The organism is Tenacibaculum sp., assembly GCF_048269885.1.
GTDB lineage: Bacteria > Bacteroidota > Bacteroidia > Flavobacteriales > Flavobacteriaceae > Polaribacter.
This window is the reverse complement of sequence record NZ_JBLWTZ010000010.1, coordinates 68322-84651: the sequence shown is the minus strand read 5'-3', so window position 1 is coordinate 84651 and position 16330 is coordinate 68322. Positions and strand designations below refer to the sequence as shown.

20 protein-coding genes are annotated in these 16330 nt (G+C 32.2%); 7 read left to right on the top strand and 13 right to left on the bottom strand.

From position 1 onward, the window contains the following. Positions 1–123: 123 nt before the first annotated feature. Genes ACN0WY_RS09375 through ACN0WY_RS09365 form a run of 3 tightly spaced genes read left to right on the top strand, consistent with a single transcriptional unit; the run spans position 124 to position 1953 of the window. Positions 124–741 (top strand): SatD family protein, encoded by a 618-nt coding sequence (locus ACN0WY_RS09375; RefSeq protein ID WP_330489169.1) that lies wholly within the window; start codon positions 124–126, stop codon positions 739–741. Then, complete coding sequence (locus ACN0WY_RS09370; RefSeq protein WP_417800193.1) at positions 738–1451, top strand: DUF3307 domain-containing protein; 714 nt, start codon at positions 738–740, stop codon at positions 1449–1451. Before ACN0WY_RS09375 ends, ACN0WY_RS09370 begins: the two co-directional genes overlap by 4 nt. After that, positions 1441–1953 (top strand): hypothetical protein, encoded by a 513-nt coding sequence (locus ACN0WY_RS09365; RefSeq protein WP_159615756.1) that lies wholly within the window; start codon positions 1441–1443, stop codon positions 1951–1953. The genes ACN0WY_RS09370 and ACN0WY_RS09365 overlap by 11 nt, the downstream gene beginning before the upstream one ends. A gap of 28 nt (positions 1954–1981) precedes the next feature. Here the strand turns inward: ACN0WY_RS09365 and ACN0WY_RS09360 are convergent, their stop codons facing one another. From ACN0WY_RS09360 to ACN0WY_RS09350, 3 genes are all read right to left on the bottom strand, one after another. Further along, positions 1982–2392 carry a hypothetical protein gene (locus ACN0WY_RS09360; RefSeq protein ID WP_417800192.1) on the bottom strand — a complete coding sequence of 137 codons (411 nt, stop codon included), beginning with the start codon at positions 2390–2392 and terminating at the stop codon, positions 1982–1984. A 115-nt stretch (positions 2393–2507) separates the two neighbouring features. Beyond that, on the bottom strand, positions 2508–3344 hold the full coding sequence (locus ACN0WY_RS09355) for a sulfurtransferase (protein ID WP_417800191.1): 837 nt from the start codon (positions 3342–3344) through the stop codon (positions 2508–2510). Between the two features lie 6 nt (positions 3345–3350). Then, positions 3351–4676: a dicarboxylate/amino acid:cation symporter gene (locus ACN0WY_RS09350; RefSeq protein WP_330489173.1), complete on the bottom strand. Its 1326-nt coding sequence runs from the start codon at positions 4674–4676 to the stop codon at positions 3351–3353. A gap of 133 nt (positions 4677–4809) precedes the next feature. Here ACN0WY_RS09350 and ACN0WY_RS09345 point away from each other — a divergent pair, with 133 nt between their 5' ends. The 4 genes from ACN0WY_RS09345 (at position 4810) to ACN0WY_RS09330 (ending at position 6498) form a co-directional block, all read left to right on the top strand. Continuing rightward, on the top strand, positions 4810–5460 hold the full coding sequence (locus ACN0WY_RS09345; RefSeq protein ID WP_330489174.1) for a DUF937 domain-containing protein: 651 nt from the start codon (positions 4810–4812) through the stop codon (positions 5458–5460). 86 nt (positions 5461–5546) lie between these two features. Further along, positions 5547–5858, top strand: coding sequence for a DUF6787 family protein (locus tag ACN0WY_RS09340; RefSeq protein WP_330489175.1), 312 nt, complete (start codon positions 5547–5549; stop codon positions 5856–5858). 153 nt (positions 5859–6011) lie between these two features. After that, the gene (locus ACN0WY_RS09335) at positions 6012–6314 is read left to right on the top strand and encodes a hypothetical protein (RefSeq protein ID WP_417800190.1); all 303 of its coding nucleotides are present in this window, start codon (positions 6012–6014) and stop codon (positions 6312–6314) included. A 61-nt stretch (positions 6315–6375) separates the two neighbouring features. Further along, on the top strand, positions 6376–6498 hold the full coding sequence (locus ACN0WY_RS09330) for a hypothetical protein (protein WP_417800189.1): 123 nt from the start codon (positions 6376–6378) through the stop codon (positions 6496–6498). 11 nt (positions 6499–6509) lie between these two features. Here ACN0WY_RS09330 and ACN0WY_RS09325 read toward each other — a convergent pair whose 3' ends face one another. From ACN0WY_RS09325 to ACN0WY_RS09280, 10 genes are all read right to left on the bottom strand, one after another. Beyond that, a complete protein-coding gene (locus ACN0WY_RS09325; RefSeq protein ID WP_330489177.1) occupies positions 6510–7376 on the bottom strand; it encodes a mechanosensitive ion channel family protein in 867 nt (288 codons plus the stop codon). Then, positions 7376–10084, bottom strand: a complete 2709-nt coding sequence (locus tag ACN0WY_RS09320) for a DNA gyrase/topoisomerase IV subunit A (RefSeq protein WP_330489178.1) — start codon at positions 10082–10084, stop codon at positions 7376–7378. Before ACN0WY_RS09320 ends, ACN0WY_RS09325 begins: the two co-directional genes overlap by 1 nt. 58 nt (positions 10085–10142) lie before the next feature. After that, a complete protein-coding gene (locus tag ACN0WY_RS09315; RefSeq protein WP_417800188.1) occupies positions 10143–10670 on the bottom strand; it encodes a hypothetical protein in 528 nt (175 codons plus the stop codon). Between the two features lie 11 nt (positions 10671–10681). After that, a complete protein-coding gene (locus ACN0WY_RS09310; protein WP_417800187.1) occupies positions 10682–12538 on the bottom strand; it encodes a DNA topoisomerase IV subunit B in 1857 nt (618 codons plus the stop codon). Between the two features lie 93 nt (positions 12539–12631). After that, positions 12632–12868, bottom strand: a complete 237-nt coding sequence (locus ACN0WY_RS09305; RefSeq protein WP_330489181.1) for a hypothetical protein — start codon at positions 12866–12868, stop codon at positions 12632–12634. Between the two features lie 7 nt (positions 12869–12875). Beyond that, complete coding sequence (locus ACN0WY_RS09300) at positions 12876–13346, bottom strand: thermonuclease family protein (RefSeq protein ID WP_417800186.1); 471 nt, start codon at positions 13344–13346, stop codon at positions 12876–12878. A 3-nt stretch (positions 13347–13349) separates the two neighbouring features. After that, a complete protein-coding gene (locus ACN0WY_RS09295; protein ID WP_330489183.1) occupies positions 13350–14264 on the bottom strand; it encodes a hypothetical protein in 915 nt (304 codons plus the stop codon). A gap of 6 nt (positions 14265–14270) precedes the next feature. Beyond that, positions 14271–15533 (bottom strand): ABC transporter permease, encoded by a 1263-nt coding sequence (locus ACN0WY_RS09290; RefSeq protein WP_417800185.1) that lies wholly within the window; start codon positions 15531–15533, stop codon positions 14271–14273. A 13-nt stretch (positions 15534–15546) separates the two neighbouring features. Continuing rightward, positions 15547–15942, bottom strand: coding sequence for a hypothetical protein (locus tag ACN0WY_RS09285; protein WP_417800184.1), 396 nt, complete (start codon positions 15940–15942; stop codon positions 15547–15549). 4 nt (positions 15943–15946) lie between these two features. Continuing rightward, positions 15947–16315, bottom strand: a complete 369-nt coding sequence (locus tag ACN0WY_RS09280) for a DUF6804 family protein (protein WP_330489186.1) — start codon at positions 16313–16315, stop codon at positions 15947–15949. Between the last annotated feature and the right edge of the window lie 15 nt (positions 16316–16330).

Here is a 16330-nt window from a genome sequence, read left to right as displayed (position 1 = left end):
TCAAGTTTAAACCCGAATTAACAAATATTCGCCTTAAAACCCTTATTTTTAAATATTCGTTTTAAAACCCGAATTATTTGGAGTTTTCAATTTGAAAGCTTATTTTTACTAAAAATTAAATACATGACAAGTGTAATTACTGGTGATATTGTTAATTCTCGTGGTGTTTCTGCTGAAACATGGCTCCCTTTACTGAAAAAATCTTTCAATACTGTTGGAGAAACTCCAAAAACATGGGAGCTTTTTCGTGGAGATAGTTTTCAAATTGAAATTGAAAACATTGCGGATGCGCTACTTTTCGTCATTGAATTAAAAACTAACATTAAGAAAATAAAAGATTTAGACATTCGTTTAGCTATTGGCATAGGTGATAAAAGTTTTGATAGCGAAAAAATTACCGAAGCCAATGGTGACGCTTTTGTAAATTCTGGTTATGCATTTGATCATTTACTAAAAAAGCAGAATTTAGCCTTGAATACTCCATGGAAAGATATTAATGAAGAATTTGAAGTTTCTTTAGGGTTAAGCTTGTTAATAATGGACAATTGGACAACTAACTCTGCTGCTTTTGTAAATATGTCTATACAAAACCCCGAGTGTACTCAAAAAGTAATTGCTAAAAAGTTAGCTATTTCAGAAAGTAGTGCTAGCGAACGAAGAAAACGTGCTGGTTATGATGAGATTATGAAGTTAGAAAAGCGCTATAGAAAACTCATGAATCAGAAAATAAATAATCTATGATACTGTTTTTAAAACTACTTATTGCTCATTTATTGGGTGATTTTGTCTTCCAACCTAAAAATTGGGTAAAAGATAAAGAGAAAAAGAAAATACAGTCTACCAAACTTTATGCTCATATAGGTATTCATGCTGTGTTATTATTTTTATTCCTACAGTTTAACCCTATTTATTGGAGTGTGTTTTTACTGGTAGTTATTTCTCATTACTTAGTTGATCTTGGAAAATTATACCTTCAAAAAAAGAAAAGCAAGCGTTTATTTTTCTTTTTAGATCAGATGCTACATATATTCTTCTTAGGCTTAGCCACGTACATGTACGCTCCTTTTAACATTAGTATCAACGCTATTTTAACTCAACAAAACTTATTACTTTTTGCTTGTTTAATTTTTGTTACTTATACCTCTTCGATTATTATAAATACCTTAATTTCTAAATGGAATCCTGAAAAGGGTAATAAATCAACAGAACAATCGTTAGCCAATGCAGGTAGGTACATTGGTTTTTTAGAACGTATATTAATTTTTGTTTTTATCGCAATTAACCAGTGGGCAGGTGTTGGTTTTTTACTTGCAGCCAAATCTATATTTAGGTTTGGAGATTTAACGGCATCCAAAGATAGAAAGCTTACTGAATATGTACTGATTGGAACTTTACTAAGTTTTGGATTGGCAATTTTAACAGGACTCGTATATTCGCATTATGGAAGATAAAATTATTGAAGGGCTTGCGTATGCCCTACCTGCATTAGTAACTGGCGGTGTAGCTTACTTAATTTTAGGCCGCTTTATTGAACAAAACAATAAAGAAAAAACCTTTAAAGCTTTGGTTGAAAAAAAACGTGAAAGTTTGCCTACTAAACTACAAGCTTATGAACGCATGTTGTTATTTTGTGAGCGTATCAATCCCTCAAAATTATTATTAAGAGTAAACCCAATAGGAAATGATACCGATAACTATTTACAACTTTTAATTGGTAATATAGAACAAGAGTTTGAACATAATTTAGTACAGCAGTTATATATTTCTGATGATAGTTGGAAAGCTGTTTTAGCTGCTAAATTAGCTATTATAGCTAAACTTCGAAATACAGCAGAGAGTTCTGAAACTGCTAAAGATTTACGTGAAAATGTATTAATTGACTACTCGCAACAGGAAAGTCCAGCAAACACAGCTATTTCCTTTTTAAAACAGGAAGTTAAAAAACTTATATGATAAAAAAAGCCTCTAATTAGAGGCTTTTTTAATTTGTAACATATGTTCTTTTATATTGGGTTCTTGATCCTTTTATATAATTAGGAATATCGCTTCTACTTATCTTCCTCATACTCAAAGGCTTACCGTTTATCACCAGATAACCATTATCTTTTCCTAAAAGATTAGAAAATGTTAGGTAATTTTTATCAGACCAACCTCCATATTGTTTTTGTAATTTATACGTTTCTGAGTTTTTCTTTTTATTCGCATAAATTAACACAGCCCTATTATTATTAGTACTGTACATTCTTATATGCAAGCCATGATTTTTATCATTCTTAATTAAAGCTAAATAAATTTTTGAACCACTTTTAAATTCTCCTAACCAATAGGTTCTTTGAGAAAAGCTAATTGTACTTATAAATACAAATAAAAATAAAAGAATCGTTTTTTTCATCATTAATCAGTTTAAGTTACTAACTTAAACATTTTATTCAAGCAAACTAAAAAACATAACTTATTTAGTTAAAAAAACTTACACTCCTATTTACTCCTTTTTTTATCTTTTTTCACTATTTTTCTTCAGGTAATTCTAACCTACTTGCCCACTCTGTCCAAGAACCGTCGTAAACACTATAATTCGTATTTCCTGCTTCTTCAGCTCCCAAAGCAAGTATGCATGCCGTAATTCCTGATCCACAAGAAAAAATCATTGCTTCTTTACTTGGAGTTATTTCAGAAAATATAATCTGAAGTTCTTCTTTCGATTTCATTTTACCTGCCACTTGTAACTCTGTATAAGGCAAACTTTTAGAATTTGGAATATGCCCCCCTCTTAAGTCTTGTCTTGGTTCTGGTACTGTCGCGTAAAATCTTCCTTTGGAACGAGCATCTAGTATAATTTGTTTATCACGAGAAGCTTTCAATACTTCCTCTGTTACACTAATTTTACTTCTATTAATCGTGGCTTTGAAATTTCCTACAGACAATGTTCTTTCTTTTTTAGACTCAACCATATAACCTGCCTCTTTCCAAGCAGGCAATCCTCCATTTAAAACTGTAATATTTTCAAACCCAAATGTTCTAAACAACCACCAAACTCTTGGAGACGAATACACTCCCAAATCGTCGTAAACAACAATACAACTATCATTATTAATTCCTAGTTTTTGAACCTCCTTTTCAAAATATTTTTCTGACGGAATCGTATTAGGATATTCCGCTTCTCCATCTAAGAAAACATTCTTTAAATCAAAGAAAACAGCATTTTGAATCTGCTGTTTCTCTTTTTTATCATTTGCTTGAGTTCCTACTTTCTGAATCGTTGCATCAAGAACTATTAAGTTACCTGCCTTCAAGTTTTCACATAACCATTCAACCGAAACTATGGGAGTATTTACTGTAAGCATATAACTTTATTTAACTTCATTGTAATGTTCATCCCAGTTATGCGGATGTGGTTTTCCTAACTTCCCTACGGACTTCGCTACCAAAGTTGATACGGTTGCATCACCTGTTACATTGATAACCGTTCTACACATATCTAATGGTCTATCTACTGCAAATATTAATGCTAAACCTATGGCTAATTTGTCTGCTGGAAAACCAACAGATTCTAATACGATTACTAACATTACCATTCCTGCTCCGGGCACAGCTGCTGAACCAATTGAGGCTAACAAAGCTGTTAAAATAATGGTCAGCTGATCTCCAAAGGTTAAATCGAATCCTAAAGCCTGCGATATAAAAACGGCAGCTACTGCTTGATACAAACTTGTACCATCCATATTAATAGTAGCTCCTACAGGCAATACAAAACTCGACACTTCTTTGTCTACTCCAATATGTTCTTCAACTCTTTCCATCGTAACAGGTAAGGTAGCTGCACTAGAACTCGTTGAAAATGCTAATAACTGTGCTGGACTAATTTGTTGTAAAAACCACAGTGGGTTTTTCTTTGTAAATACGCTTATTAAAATCATGTAAAGTGCTATCATTAACAACAATCCTCCTATAACAGTTAATCCGTATTTTAACAATGCTAGTAATAAATCTGGATCATTAGAAGACACTACTACATTTGCTAACAATGCGAATACAGCATAAGGAGCGGTTAACATAATAAGATCTACCATTTTCAATACAACTTCGTTTAATGAATCAAAGAAGTTTTTTAATGGTTTTGCATTTTTCTCTCCTACTAATAACATTGAAATTCCTAAGAAAATAGTAAAGAAAATTACTTGCAACATTGCTTTATTATTACTCATAGCCTGCATAGCATTATCAGGAACCATATCTTCTAAAAACTGTAGCGGTCCGCTTTCTTTTTGTTTGCTGGCTTCTGCAATTTTTGCTTGAACCCCTTCACTATTTGCATAGTCTGCTGTTAGTTTCGCTATCGTATCTTCTGATATTCCTTCTCCAGGTTGTACAATATTAACTAGCATTAACCCTATTGTTATCGCTATTACAGTGGTACCTATATAAATTAATATAGTACGCAAACCAATATTCTTAAACTTTGAAATATCTTTTAAATCAGAGATTCCTTTTACCAAAGAAGCAATAATTAATGGTACAGCTATTAGTTTTAATAGTTTTACGAAAATAGTTCCCAAAGGTTTTATCCAGTCAGATACGAACGATACTCCTCCATCTATAAAAGTCATTCCTAACCCAAATAAAATACCTAAAACCATTCCTATTAAAATTTGCCAGTGTAATGCAAGTTTCTTCATACAATATATTAATCTATTAGTTTTTTTTACTGGCCGTAAGGTATAAAGAATTATTTAAAAAAAAAGTGACCTTGAGTTTGTATCTTGTGTCCCATTAATTAGAAACTTAGTACTAACCTTATAAAATAAAAAAATGACGGGAATTTTAGATTTATTAAATAGCGATACTGGTAAAGCAATTATATCTGGTGTTGCTGGCTCTACAGGACAAGACACTAACAAAACTAGTAGTGTTTTAACAATGGCATTACCTGTTTTAATGAAAGCAATGCAGCGAAATGCTGCTACACCTCAAGGTGCTGAAAGTTTAAAAAGCGCATTAAATAAGCATGATGGTGGAATCTTAGATAATTTGGGGGACTTATTTAATGGTGGTGTTAACTCTGATGTTTTACAAGATGGGGGTAAAATTTTAGGTCATGTTTTAGGAAGTAAACAACAAGGAGTAGAAAAAGTTATTGGTCAGAAAGCCGGTATGGACACCAGTGCTGTTGCTGATATTTTAAAAACGGCTGCTCCCATTTTAATGGGATTACTGGGGAAGCAGTCTCGACAAGAAAACATAAATAATGCTGGTGATTTGAATGGCCTTTTAGGCGGTTTACTTGGCGGTAATTCAGCTCAAAAAGAACAGAGCTTCTTAGAACAAATATTAGATGCTGATGGTGATGGTAGTATTGTTGATGATGTAGCGGGAATGATTTTAGGAAATGCTGGTAACAGCCAACAAAAGTCTGGAGGACTCTTAGGAGGGCTTTTAGGCGGAGTATTTGGGAAAAAATAACTTTGTTGATTTATATAATGTAATGAAGGGGCAAACATTTGTTTGCCCTTTTTCTTTTAATTACTTTTGCCTCCATATTAGGATTTATGGAGAAACTTAAACAACGTTGGGGTATAGAAAGTAATTGGGCATTAGCTGCTATTTTTATTGTTTTTGCTATAAATGGTTCTTTTGCTGCTTGGGTTGCCAAACCTGTTACCAATTTATTAGGATTATCTCCTGATACCATGACTCCTTGGCTATATTATCCTTTAAGAATTTTACTTATATTTCCCATATACCAAACTACTTTACCTCTAGTTGGATGGCTTTTTGGTCAATTTAAGTTCTTTTGGGAATTTGAAAAAAAGTTCTTAAGCCGTTTAGGACTGAGTTTTTTATTTAAAAAAGCCAACTAATCTTCACTATCCTTAAAACCAGTTATTTACCTGTTTTTTTTCTCTAAAGTATTTTTTATTTTTACATTATTATTCCTTGGCTAAATAATAAATAATTCCTCTCTTTTACTTCCCTAGTTTTAAAATAGAATTACCAACTAAACTTTTTTCTATATGAAAACTTTATGTAAAGAGATATTGGCTCTCACAATTATATGTTATGTATTTTTAATTTTTCAATCGTGTAAAAAAGATAAAAAGCAAACTCATAGTACCACCCAAACAAAAAAAGAAGTTCTAAAAAAGAAACAAGTAATTGAAATTGTTACAGAAAGTATGGATTTTCAAATGTCCGATACCATAGCTTCTGGATGGAATACATTTCGTTATATTAACAAATCTCCGCAAACCCATTTTTTTCTAATTGATAAGTATCCTGAGGGGAAAAACTTAGAAAATTGGATGAATTGGGCTTAATCCTAAAGGGCTAATTGAACCTGCGCCTTCTGATGTCACTTTTTTAGGTGGAGTTAACGATATGCCTACGGGTAATAAAGCTTATTTTACTGCTATCTTAAATAAAGGTATCTACGGATTAATTGCTGAAGTTCCCAATCCTTCCGAAAAAAACTTATTTATAACTTTTGTTGACGTATATTAAAAAAAGCACCCTTAATTTACTCTTTTTATTATTTCATTAATATTGATTGGTATCGGCAAGTGTACACCTTCTTCAAGAAAACGTTTATGAACCGCTTCTTTTAAAGCACATTTCGTCTTAAATTCTTGGAATGGTTCATTTAACCACACATAAGCACGCATGTGAATATGGTCTGGATATACATCAATAACACGAACATCTACTTGATGCACATCACTCATTACTTGATCTGGTGTACGATAGTCAATAACTGTTGGTAACTTTACAGCTTCTTCTTGTATAATTCTTCGTGCTAAATCAATGTCTGCTTTTAACCCTATTTTAAAGTTGTTAAAACTTAATACATGAGAGTCTTCTATAGTATGGTTTAAAATAGAATCGGTACTAATTACCGAGTTGGGTATTATTAACCGTTTGTTTTCAAAGTTATTTATTACGGTATGCCTCAATGTTATGTCTTCAACAATACCAACTCTTGTATCATCTAACTTAATATAATCTCCTACTCTAAATGGGCGGAATATGACTATGAAAGCTCCAGCTATTAAGTTCGATAGTGCTGCTTGTGCAGCAAAACCTATAATAGCGGCTAAAATACCGGCTCCAGAAAAAATTAAGGTTGCTTTACTTCTAAAAGCAGGTACCGTCATAATTACATAAATGACACTTAAGAGCCCAATTACAAACGATACGGAATTACGCAAAAACTGGATACTCGTTCTCCCAAAACGATCTTCTTTCTTACTTTTAATCAGTTGCCAAATAATAGCTCTAACCAATCTTGAAATAGCCCAAGATACTAAGAACACAACTATAATGTATCCTAAAGCTCCAAAAAAGGTATTTAAGTTAAACCGGTATGGAAAAAATTTATCCATTAAAACAATGCTGTTTGGCTTTCGTCATCTTTATCTTTTTTCTTTTTTTGAAGTGCCCGTTCTAATGCCCTTTTTGCTTTGTCTTCTTTAGACTCTACAAATTCTTTAGGCTTTGCTTCTTCTACTTCTAAAGCTAATGCTTCTTCTTTAATTTCTTCTTCATCGTTTACCTCAATATCCTCTACTTTTTCTTCTTCTGGCTCTTCATAAGGCAACGATTCTAACAAATTAACTGTTCTTATTTTATCGGTGGTTAATTGGTTTCCTTGAGCCTTAATTCCTTTAACTGCTATAAAGTCTTCAAAATTAACCACTATGGTGTCTAAACTTCTTTTTGAAAAAATTACCTCTGCCATAGGACGGTAATCTGTAGCTATGATTTCTAGCTTTGATTTTTCGTCTTCTGATATAAAAAGTTCTTCTTTATCGGGTGTTTCTACTAAGAATCGTTTTACGAAATAACGTTCTTTAATTCCGTCGAAATAAATTGCTGAAATAGGCTTGTTAGGTTTCCATTTTTCTAACACAATCATATCGTTTTCAAAGTGCATCGCTAAATCTGGTGATACTGCTTTAATTTTTCCTGACTGTGTAGCTATTAAAATTTTATCTTCTGCTTTAAACTCACCTAACAATTCTCCTCTACCATCAACATTTAAACGTTGTACTGTATCGTCAAACCAAATTTTTCTAGGCTTTAAAGTTGAAACTCCCGCTTCTTTAAACTCTACTTTTTTAATCGAGTACTTGGTTACTAAGTTACCTCTAACACTACGTCCTTTTATCGCTAAATCGGCAAAATCAATGTCCCATTTTAGTTTTTTCACGCTTCCTACTGCTCGGAGTAAAATAGTAACTACCTCAGCTTCTCCATTAGAGTTTGCTGTAAAATACAATACTTTTGATTTGGCATCACCGTTGGCTAAGTTATACTCTTTATCACGAGTTACTGATGTAACGTTAAAACGCTTCATATATGAAGGTCCTTTAGCACCATCACGATATATCATGTTGTAAACGGTACGTTTATCTTTTTTCTTGAATATAGCAACATGAATAATTCCTTTTCCTACAAAGGTTTTAGAGTCTACTTTAGTTACCAACATTGAGCCATCTTCTCTAAACACTATTACATCATCAATATCTGCACAGTCGGTAACATATTCGTCTTTTCGTAACGAGGTTCCTATAAATCCTTCTTCTCTATTTACATAGAGTTTTGAGTTACGCATTACCACTTTGGTTGCCACGATATCATCAAAAATTCGGATTTCGGTTTTACGTTCTTTGCCTTTTCCGTATTTTACTTTTAGCTCTTTAAAATAGTCTATTGCAAAATCGATTAAATTGTCTAAATGATGCTTAACCTCCGCTATTTTTTCTTCTAAGCCTTCAATAAATTGTTTTGCTTTATCGATATCGAACTTCGATATTTTCTTTATCCTTATTTCAGTTAAACGAACAATATCTTCTTCTGTTACTTCTCTTTTTAGATGTTTTGTATGGGGTTTTAACCCTATATCAATTGCTTCAATTACTCCTTCCCAAGTTTCTACTTCTTCAATATCACGGTAAATTCTGTTTTCTATAAAAATACGTTCTAAAGAAGCAAAATGCCATTGTTCTTCTAATTCGTATAATTGTATTTCTAATTCACGCTTTAATAATTCTACTGTAAAATCTGTTGATTTTTTCAATACCTCGTTTACACCAACAAATACTGGCTTGTTGTCTTCAATAATACAACATAGAGGAGAAATTGAATTTTCACAACTGGTAAAAGCATATAAAGCATCAATTGTTTTGTCTGGTGATACATTAGCTGGTAAATGTACTAAGATTTCAACATTGGCTGCTGTGTTATCTTCAATACGTTTAATCTTAATTTTTCCCTTTTCATTAGCTTTTAAAATACTATCAATTAACGATGATGTAGTAGTACCAAAAGGCACTTCAGTAATTACTAATGTTTTCTTATCGAGAGCCGATATTTTTGCTCTTACTCTTACTTTTCCACCTCGTTTCCCTTCGTTATAGTTGGTAACATCGGCTATTCCACCTGTTAAAAAATCGGGCACAAGTGTAAAACTCCTTCCTTTTAAATATTTTACAGAGGCATCGATTAACTCGTTAAAGTTATGGGGTAATATTTTAGTAGACAATCCTACCGCAATACCTTCTGCTCCTTGTGCTAATAGTAAAGGGAACTTTACAGGTAAGTTAATAGGTTCTTTTTTTCGTCCATCATACGAGGCTTGCCATTCGGTAGTTTTAGCATTGAAAACAACATCTAACGCAAATTTAGACAACCGTGCTTCGATATAACGCGAGGCAGCTGCACGGTCTCCTGTTAAAATATTTCCCCAGTTACCTTGCATGTCGATTAACAGTTCTTTTTGCCCCATTTGCACCATAGCATCGGCAATCGAAGCATCTCCATGAGGGTGATACTGCATTGTATGTCCAACAATGTTTGCTACTTTGTTGTAGCGTCCATCATCTAAATCTTTCATTGAATGCATGATACGGCGCTGCACAGGCTTAAACCCATCTTCCATTGAGGGTACTGCACGTTCTAAAATTACATACGAAGCATAATCTAAAAACCACTCTTTATACATTCCTGTAACCTTGGTTATGGTCTCTGTATTTTCAAGGGGTTGGTTTAGTTCTTCGTCGTGTTCGTAATTGTTATTTTCTTCACTCATGTATGAATGTTTAAACGTTTATTCGTTAAACAATTTATTATTAATTCTAATTAAAAACTTACTCTGTTAGGTAATACTTTACAGTTACAAGTTCTAGTGAACTTGGAAAGCCAACAGCCCTATTTTCTTCTAAGTCTAAAGTTACTGTACAACTTGAATTTGCGTTTAAAGTAGTACACGGTACCTTCAATAGGTTAGCGTAATTCGTTGTATACACTACATCGTCGCTTGATAAAGTAAAATAAGGAATCCCTTGTACAGAGTAATTGTTTGGATTATTTAATTTTATCTCAAACTCTAATCTTGAGGTGTTGTTTCCTGTATCTGAAGTATATTCAAAGCGTAATACTTCATACGTAAATCCTTCTAGTAAAGGTGGTTCTATATTTACAGGTTCTGTAATTAACACAGCATCACATGGCACCTCCTGCTCTACATCATAACGATATGTATGGTCTCCTACTGTATAAAACTGCGGGATGGTAACTGTTTTCATACACTCTTCTTCTTCTTTGTTAGAGGAACAACTAATAAAAAATATAATCCCTATTATAATATACAATTGATATAACTTCGATGCTTTCATATAATTTCTTTTTAAACCTCTTCTACAATATCTAACTCAACCTTTAAGTTGTTAATGATAAACTTTTGTCTGTTCGGTGTATTTTTACCCATATAGAATTCTAACATTTGTTCTATCGACATTTCTTTGTCTAACATTACAGGGTCTAAACGAATATCATCTCCAATAAAATGGACAAATTCGTTAGGAGAAATTTCTCCTAACCCCTTAAATCGAGTAATTTCCGGTTTTCCTCTTAGTTTGTTTATCGCAGCTTGCTTTTCTTCTTCTGAATAACAATAAATGGTTTCTTTTTTATTTCGTACTCTAAATAACGGAGTTTCTAAAATATACAGGTGTCCTTCTTTAATTACTTCTGGGAAGAATTGTAAAAAAAAGGTTATTAATAACAAGCGAATATGCATACCATCAACATCGGCATCGGTAGCAATTACGATATTGTTATAACGTAAATCTTCCAGTCCGTCTTCAATGTTTAAGGCTGCTTGTAATAGGTTAAACTCTTCATTCTCGTACACTATCTTTTTAGACAACCCATATGAGTTTAGTGGCTTTCCTTTTAAACTAAATACTGCTTGTGTGTTTACATTACGTGATTTAGTGATGGATCCACTTGCCGAATCTCCCTCTGTAATAAACAAGGTCGTATCTAAATATCCATCTTTTTTAGTGTCTCCAAAATGTATACGACAATCGCGTAGTTTTTTGTTGTGCAAACTTGCTTTTTTTGCACGTTCACGAGCTAATTTTCGTATTCCTGATAATTCTTTACGCTCTTTTTCTGCCTGTAGTATCTTCTTTTGAAGTTTGTCGGCTACTTCAGTGTTTTTATGTAAGTAATTATCTAACTGTGTTTTTACAAAGTCGTTGATGTAGGTTCTAACAGTTGGTAGGTCTCCTCCCATTTCTGTAGAACCTAATTTCGTTTTTGTTTGACTTTCAAAAACAGGCTCCATTACCTTGATAGAGATTGCACCAATAATTGATTTACGCACATCGGAAGCATCGAAATTTTTCCCAAAAAATTCTCGAACTGTTTTTACTACTGCTTCTCTAAACGCGTTTAAGTGCGTTCCTCCTTGGGTGGTATTTTGTCCGTTTACAAATGAATGGTATTCTTCTGAATACTGTGTTCTACTGTGTGTTATTGCGACTTCAATATCATTGCCTCGTAAATGGATTATTGGATACAACATATCTTCTTTGTTGTTGTTATCTTCCAATAAGTCTTTTAACCCGTTTTCTGAATAAAATTTTTCTCCATTAAAAACGATGGTTAACCCTGGATTTAGGTACACATAGTTTTTTAATAGTTTAGAAATATACTCAGGACGATACTTATAATTTTTAAAGATGGTTTCATCTGCAATAAAGGTTACTTTGGTTCCTCTACGACGTGATGTTTCATCTAGTATTTCTTGATTGGTTAAGTTTCCTTTTTCAAATTCGGCAGAAGCCGATTTACCATCCCGATTCGATTCTACTCTAAAATAGGTTGACAACGCATTTACTGCTTTGGTACCTACTCCGTTTAAACCAACTGATTTTTTAAAGGCTTTAGAATCGTATTTTCCTCCTGTGTTCATCTTCGAAACTACGTCCACTACTTTCCCTAGCGGAATACCACGTCCGTAATCTCGCACAATTACTTTATTTCCTTGTACAGAAACTTCTATGGTTTTACCTCCTCCCATGACAAATTCGTCAATGGAGTTATCTAAAACCTCTTTTACCAAAATGTAAATTCCGTCATCTGGTGATGATCCGTCCCCCAGTTTACCAATATACATCCCTGGTCGCATACGGATATGTTCTTTCCAATCGAGCGAGCGTATATTGTCTTCGGTATATTGTGTTTCTTGCGTCATAAAAAAATCATGTGAATTGAAGTCCGTGCTAAAATAGTACTTCGCCCGAAAAAATAAAAAACTCTGTTAATATAGTTATCAACAGAGTTCGTTTTATTTCTTTTTTAATGCTTTCTTCTCCCATTTACAGAGCAATCTGCCAAATCTCCTCACTTTTTTCTCTGTACTTTCTTTTATCGTTGCTTTGCATTGTGATAATCCTCTACAGTTTTTTTTAAAGTGGTATTTGGTGCTTGCTACACTACTACAGATATACACTTTTTTGTCTTCTACTTTTTGAAATGCCACTAACACACCTACTGATAGTAGCATTATTATGACTTTTTTCATTTGTTATTTAGTTTGGTTGTTTTCTATATTGCCAGGGTGTCGTTACATTGGGTAATGACCACATACCTATTTTAAGTTGTTTTGCTTTGTTTTCTAACAGGGCATATTCTTTACTTTTTGAATATTTTTTAAAGTGCATTGCCAACCCTTTTTTAATTAAGCTTTTATTAATGTTTTGATGGTTATCAAAATATATTTCGGCGATTAAACGGTTCCAATGCCACTTCCCTTTGTTAACTATTTTAACTGTTTTTCCAAATATTTTGTTGGATACAAATTGTTTTGCTTTGGTGCTATAAGCTTGTCCTTTTTCTGGACAATCAATATGTTCTAGTCTTATGTGTATTGGTTTGTTTTGATATAACACCTTTACGGTATCTCCGTCTACTACCCCAATTACTCTTGCACTAAATTCTTTCGGTACTTTTGCCCCTATTATAGTTATTAATAAAAATAATAGTATTGTTTTTAGGTACATAGTTTACTTGGTAAGAATAAAATCGTTGATAACATCATTTATATGAATAGGTAAATCGGCTCTTTTTATTTGAAACTTCTTTACATTCATTTCTTTTAACCATTTTTTCCAATACTCTTTTATTACATCTTCTTCGTAAGGGTTCTTTTTATCCGGGTTTACTCCCAAAACTAATACTTCTACATTTTGTAAATTTTTATGTAAAGGTAAAAAACCATAATCTTTTGATTGAAACTTCTCTTTCCAATTACCTTTATTTAGTTTGAAACTTCTTATTGTTTTTGGTACTAAGTACGATGTTCTGTTTTGTTCTCTTGTAAGGTTATCTTTATGGTACACATACCCATCTGTTAAAACCACTACCACATTCTTATATCCTTCTTCCACACAATAATCTTGGATCTTATTTTTAAAGAAACCTCTTATATCTGACCCAACATATTTATCATCTGTAATAGCGGTTTCATAAATATTATTACATATTTCTGTATACTTCTTTGCGGTTTTTAGAATTTCGTCTTTGGTTGCATTGGTTTTATCAAACTGTGTTTTGAGTGTTGCTATTTTCTGATTTAATTCACTATCTGATGGTGCCGGCTCAACAAACAGTTGTATTTTATCATTAATTTTATTTGTTCTCTTTCCTCTAATATGGTTTTCAAAAGTCTTCGCGACAGACTCTATGTAACCTAAATCTCTTTGATAAAACTCCATTGAAGGTTCTGGATACTTCTTTGGATTTATTCTATCTGACAAATCTAATACGATACTAATATTTAAATTTTCTTTGCTCTTTTTTTTACTTGTACTACTTATTTCTTTTGATACTTCTGCTACTGGGTCTTTTTCTTTTTTATTTGAACAAGAGTATGTAAGTATTATATATAGAGTTACTATTATAAGTTTATATGCTTTCATTTTTCGTTATTTTAATTGAGATTTATAAATTATTCCTTCCGTGTTTTCATCTGTTAAATCATATTTTGTCAGATGTTCTTTTTCTACTTCATCACATTTAGAAAGTAATTCATCTCTTCTTTTTAAATCTAAAAAATTGTCTGTTATAGCTAAATACCATCCTTTTACATATTCTGCATGGTAGGTTAAGTAACGTTTATTAGGGAATACAAAGCCATCAATTGTTCTTTGTAAATTAGCTATTCTTGCTTCTATTCCTGAGATTTCTTCTTTTACACCGTTTAATTTTTCTATGGCTTCAGCTATTGATTTTTGTAGGTTAACAATCGTTTCTCTTTTACTTCTTATAAAGGCTTTTATTTTATCAATGTTCTCATATTCCTTCATAATAAAATCAAACACCAGTCCCCAAATTATATATACGACAAAGCCTGCAAAGATGATTCCCCAAAACTCTACTTTACTAAAGGCTATTGACAAATCGAACTCTGGTGAATCTGGTGTTTTATTATAATCATAAATCTTCATTTCTATCTGATACGCTAGTATGGCATCGAATATAAAAGTGATAATAAATAATGCTCCTATTTTTACATATGACAACCAATTTTTATGTTTTTGAAACATATGTATTAAATATCCTAAACCCATAAAAGCGAATGGTATGGTAGCTATAAAAATCGCTTCTAACACTCCATGTTCTAAAGCTTTAGAAAATGATTTTCCATCAAAAATTGCCGCTGATAACTCGCTATTTTCAAAGTTTTTAAAAAAAGCTGAATATGAGGCTGATATGTAAAAAACTAACAGGTAAAATGTTATTGGAATAAGTACTATTAACCCTAAATAAAACTGGGCTTTTGGCTTTTTATCTACTTCTTCTACATACTTTTCTGGATTTTCTCTAACTTCAACTATTTGATGTTCACACTCTTCAATCTTTTCTTCATCTGTTTTAATGTTTTCTTCTAAGATTGCTTTGGCTGTTTGTCTTTTTTTAAGCTCTATTCCTTCTCTTCCTTTTTCTTGTATATGAGGATCTTTTAGTTTTTTTTGTAGCTCTTCATCTTCTGCGCATTTTCTCTTGTAATCCATATACACATTATTTAAACAAGCTCTAAAGACTTTGTGATTTCCTGAGGCTTGCTTAGATGATCCATAACCACTTTCGAAAAAAGTTAGTTTGACATCTTTTTTTTCTTCCTTTACTACTACTTTTTCTACTGGGTCTTTCTCCCTTGTAGTAAATATTTTTTTTAAGGCTTCCATATTTGTTAGTTGATTAGGTTAGTTGTTTTAACAATGTTGTTTTAGGTGTATGAATTTTTGCATTTTCTATCAAAAAACTAGTCAATTCTTCTAGATTCTCTTCCAAAAACCCGAACTTTAAACAATACTTTTTTAGAGTTATCATTTCATCTTCTGTTACTTTTCCATCTGCCCAAATCATTACTGCTAAATCGTATAAGTATTCAACTTTAAGCTCCAAGCTTTCGGGTACTAAGCTTTCTTGTTGGCTTGATAGTAAAATATTATCTAACTCTTGTTTAGATATATTTCTCTCTTCTGCAAATTTGTATAGCATTTGTGTTTCTAACACATCAAAATCATTATCAGCAAAAGCCATTTCATATAGTCTTAAAAAGTGACTTTTAAGTTCGGTAGTTATTTCATTCATTTTTTTAATATTTAACGTTATACATGTCTTTATTTTTAGACACTTGTTTTTTTATTGTTCGTTGTTTTTTTATGCTTGAGCTATACCCATAAAATATGAGCAGTAGAAATAAGATTCCGCAGAGAACATCTAAAAGAACCCAATATGATTTTACATAAAAATAGATGGGAAATATGGGGTTAAATAATAATGTTATTGGTATAAATAATAACCTCCAATGCTTCTTTATTTTCTGATTAAAAACTACCAATAAGCCTCCTATAAAAACAATTATTCTTAAAACATTGTAATATTCAATTGGTAGTGCTGTTACTGCTAAAAACAATGCTATGGCACAAATAATATTTACTGTTTTTTGTATTCCTACTTTCATTTGATTATAGTTTAA

Bases quoted from the DNA above. Each gene is read 5' to 3' on its own strand.
- ACN0WY_RS09375 (WP_330489169.1), top strand. From the start codon at position 124: ATGACAAGTGTAATTACTGGTGATATTGTTAATTCTCGTGGTGTTTCT.
- ACN0WY_RS09370 (WP_417800193.1), top strand. From the start codon at position 738: ATGATACTGTTTTTAAAACTACTTATTGCTCATTTATTGGGTGATTTT.
- ACN0WY_RS09365 (WP_159615756.1), top strand. From the start codon at position 1,441: ATGGAAGATAAAATTATTGAAGGGCTTGCGTATGCCCTACCTGCATTA.
- ACN0WY_RS09360 (WP_417800192.1), bottom strand. From the start codon at position 2,392: ATGAAAAAAACGATTCTTTTATTTTTATTTGTATTTATAAGTACAATT.
- ACN0WY_RS09355 (WP_417800191.1), bottom strand. From the start codon at position 3,344: ATGCTTACAGTAAATACTCCCATAGTTTCGGTTGAATGGTTATGTGAA.
- ACN0WY_RS09350 (WP_330489173.1), bottom strand. From the start codon at position 4,676: ATGAAGAAACTTGCATTACACTGGCAAATTTTAATAGGAATGGTTTTA.
- ACN0WY_RS09345 (WP_330489174.1), top strand. From the start codon at position 4,810: ATGACGGGAATTTTAGATTTATTAAATAGCGATACTGGTAAAGCAATT.
- ACN0WY_RS09340 (WP_330489175.1), top strand. From the start codon at position 5,547: ATGGAGAAACTTAAACAACGTTGGGGTATAGAAAGTAATTGGGCATTA.
- ACN0WY_RS09335 (WP_417800190.1), top strand. From the start codon at position 6,012: ATGAAAACTTTATGTAAAGAGATATTGGCTCTCACAATTATATGTTAT.
- ACN0WY_RS09330 (WP_417800189.1), top strand. From the start codon at position 6,376: ATGCCTACGGGTAATAAAGCTTATTTTACTGCTATCTTAAATAAAGGT.
- ACN0WY_RS09325 (WP_330489177.1), bottom strand. From the start codon at position 7,376: ATGGATAAATTTTTTCCATACCGGTTTAACTTAAATACCTTTTTTGGA.
- ACN0WY_RS09320 (WP_330489178.1), bottom strand. From the start codon at position 10,084: ATGAGTGAAGAAAATAACAATTACGAACACGACGAAGAACTAAACCAA.
- ACN0WY_RS09315 (WP_417800188.1), bottom strand. From the start codon at position 10,670: ATGAAAGCATCGAAGTTATATCAATTGTATATTATAATAGGGATTATA.
- ACN0WY_RS09310 (WP_417800187.1), bottom strand. From the start codon at position 12,538: ATGACGCAAGAAACACAATATACCGAAGACAATATACGCTCGCTCGAT.
- ACN0WY_RS09305 (WP_330489181.1), bottom strand. From the start codon at position 12,868: ATGAAAAAAGTCATAATAATGCTACTATCAGTAGGTGTGTTAGTGGCA.
- ACN0WY_RS09300 (WP_417800186.1), bottom strand. From the start codon at position 13,346: ATGTACCTAAAAACAATACTATTATTTTTATTAATAACTATAATAGGG.
- ACN0WY_RS09295 (WP_330489183.1), bottom strand. From the start codon at position 14,264: ATGAAAGCATATAAACTTATAATAGTAACTCTATATATAATACTTACA.
- ACN0WY_RS09290 (WP_417800185.1), bottom strand. From the start codon at position 15,533: ATGGAAGCCTTAAAAAAAATATTTACTACAAGGGAGAAAGACCCAGTA.
- ACN0WY_RS09285 (WP_417800184.1), bottom strand. From the start codon at position 15,942: ATGAATGAAATAACTACCGAACTTAAAAGTCACTTTTTAAGACTATAT.
- ACN0WY_RS09280 (WP_330489186.1), bottom strand. From the start codon at position 16,315: ATGAAAGTAGGAATACAAAAAACAGTAAATATTATTTGTGCCATAGCA.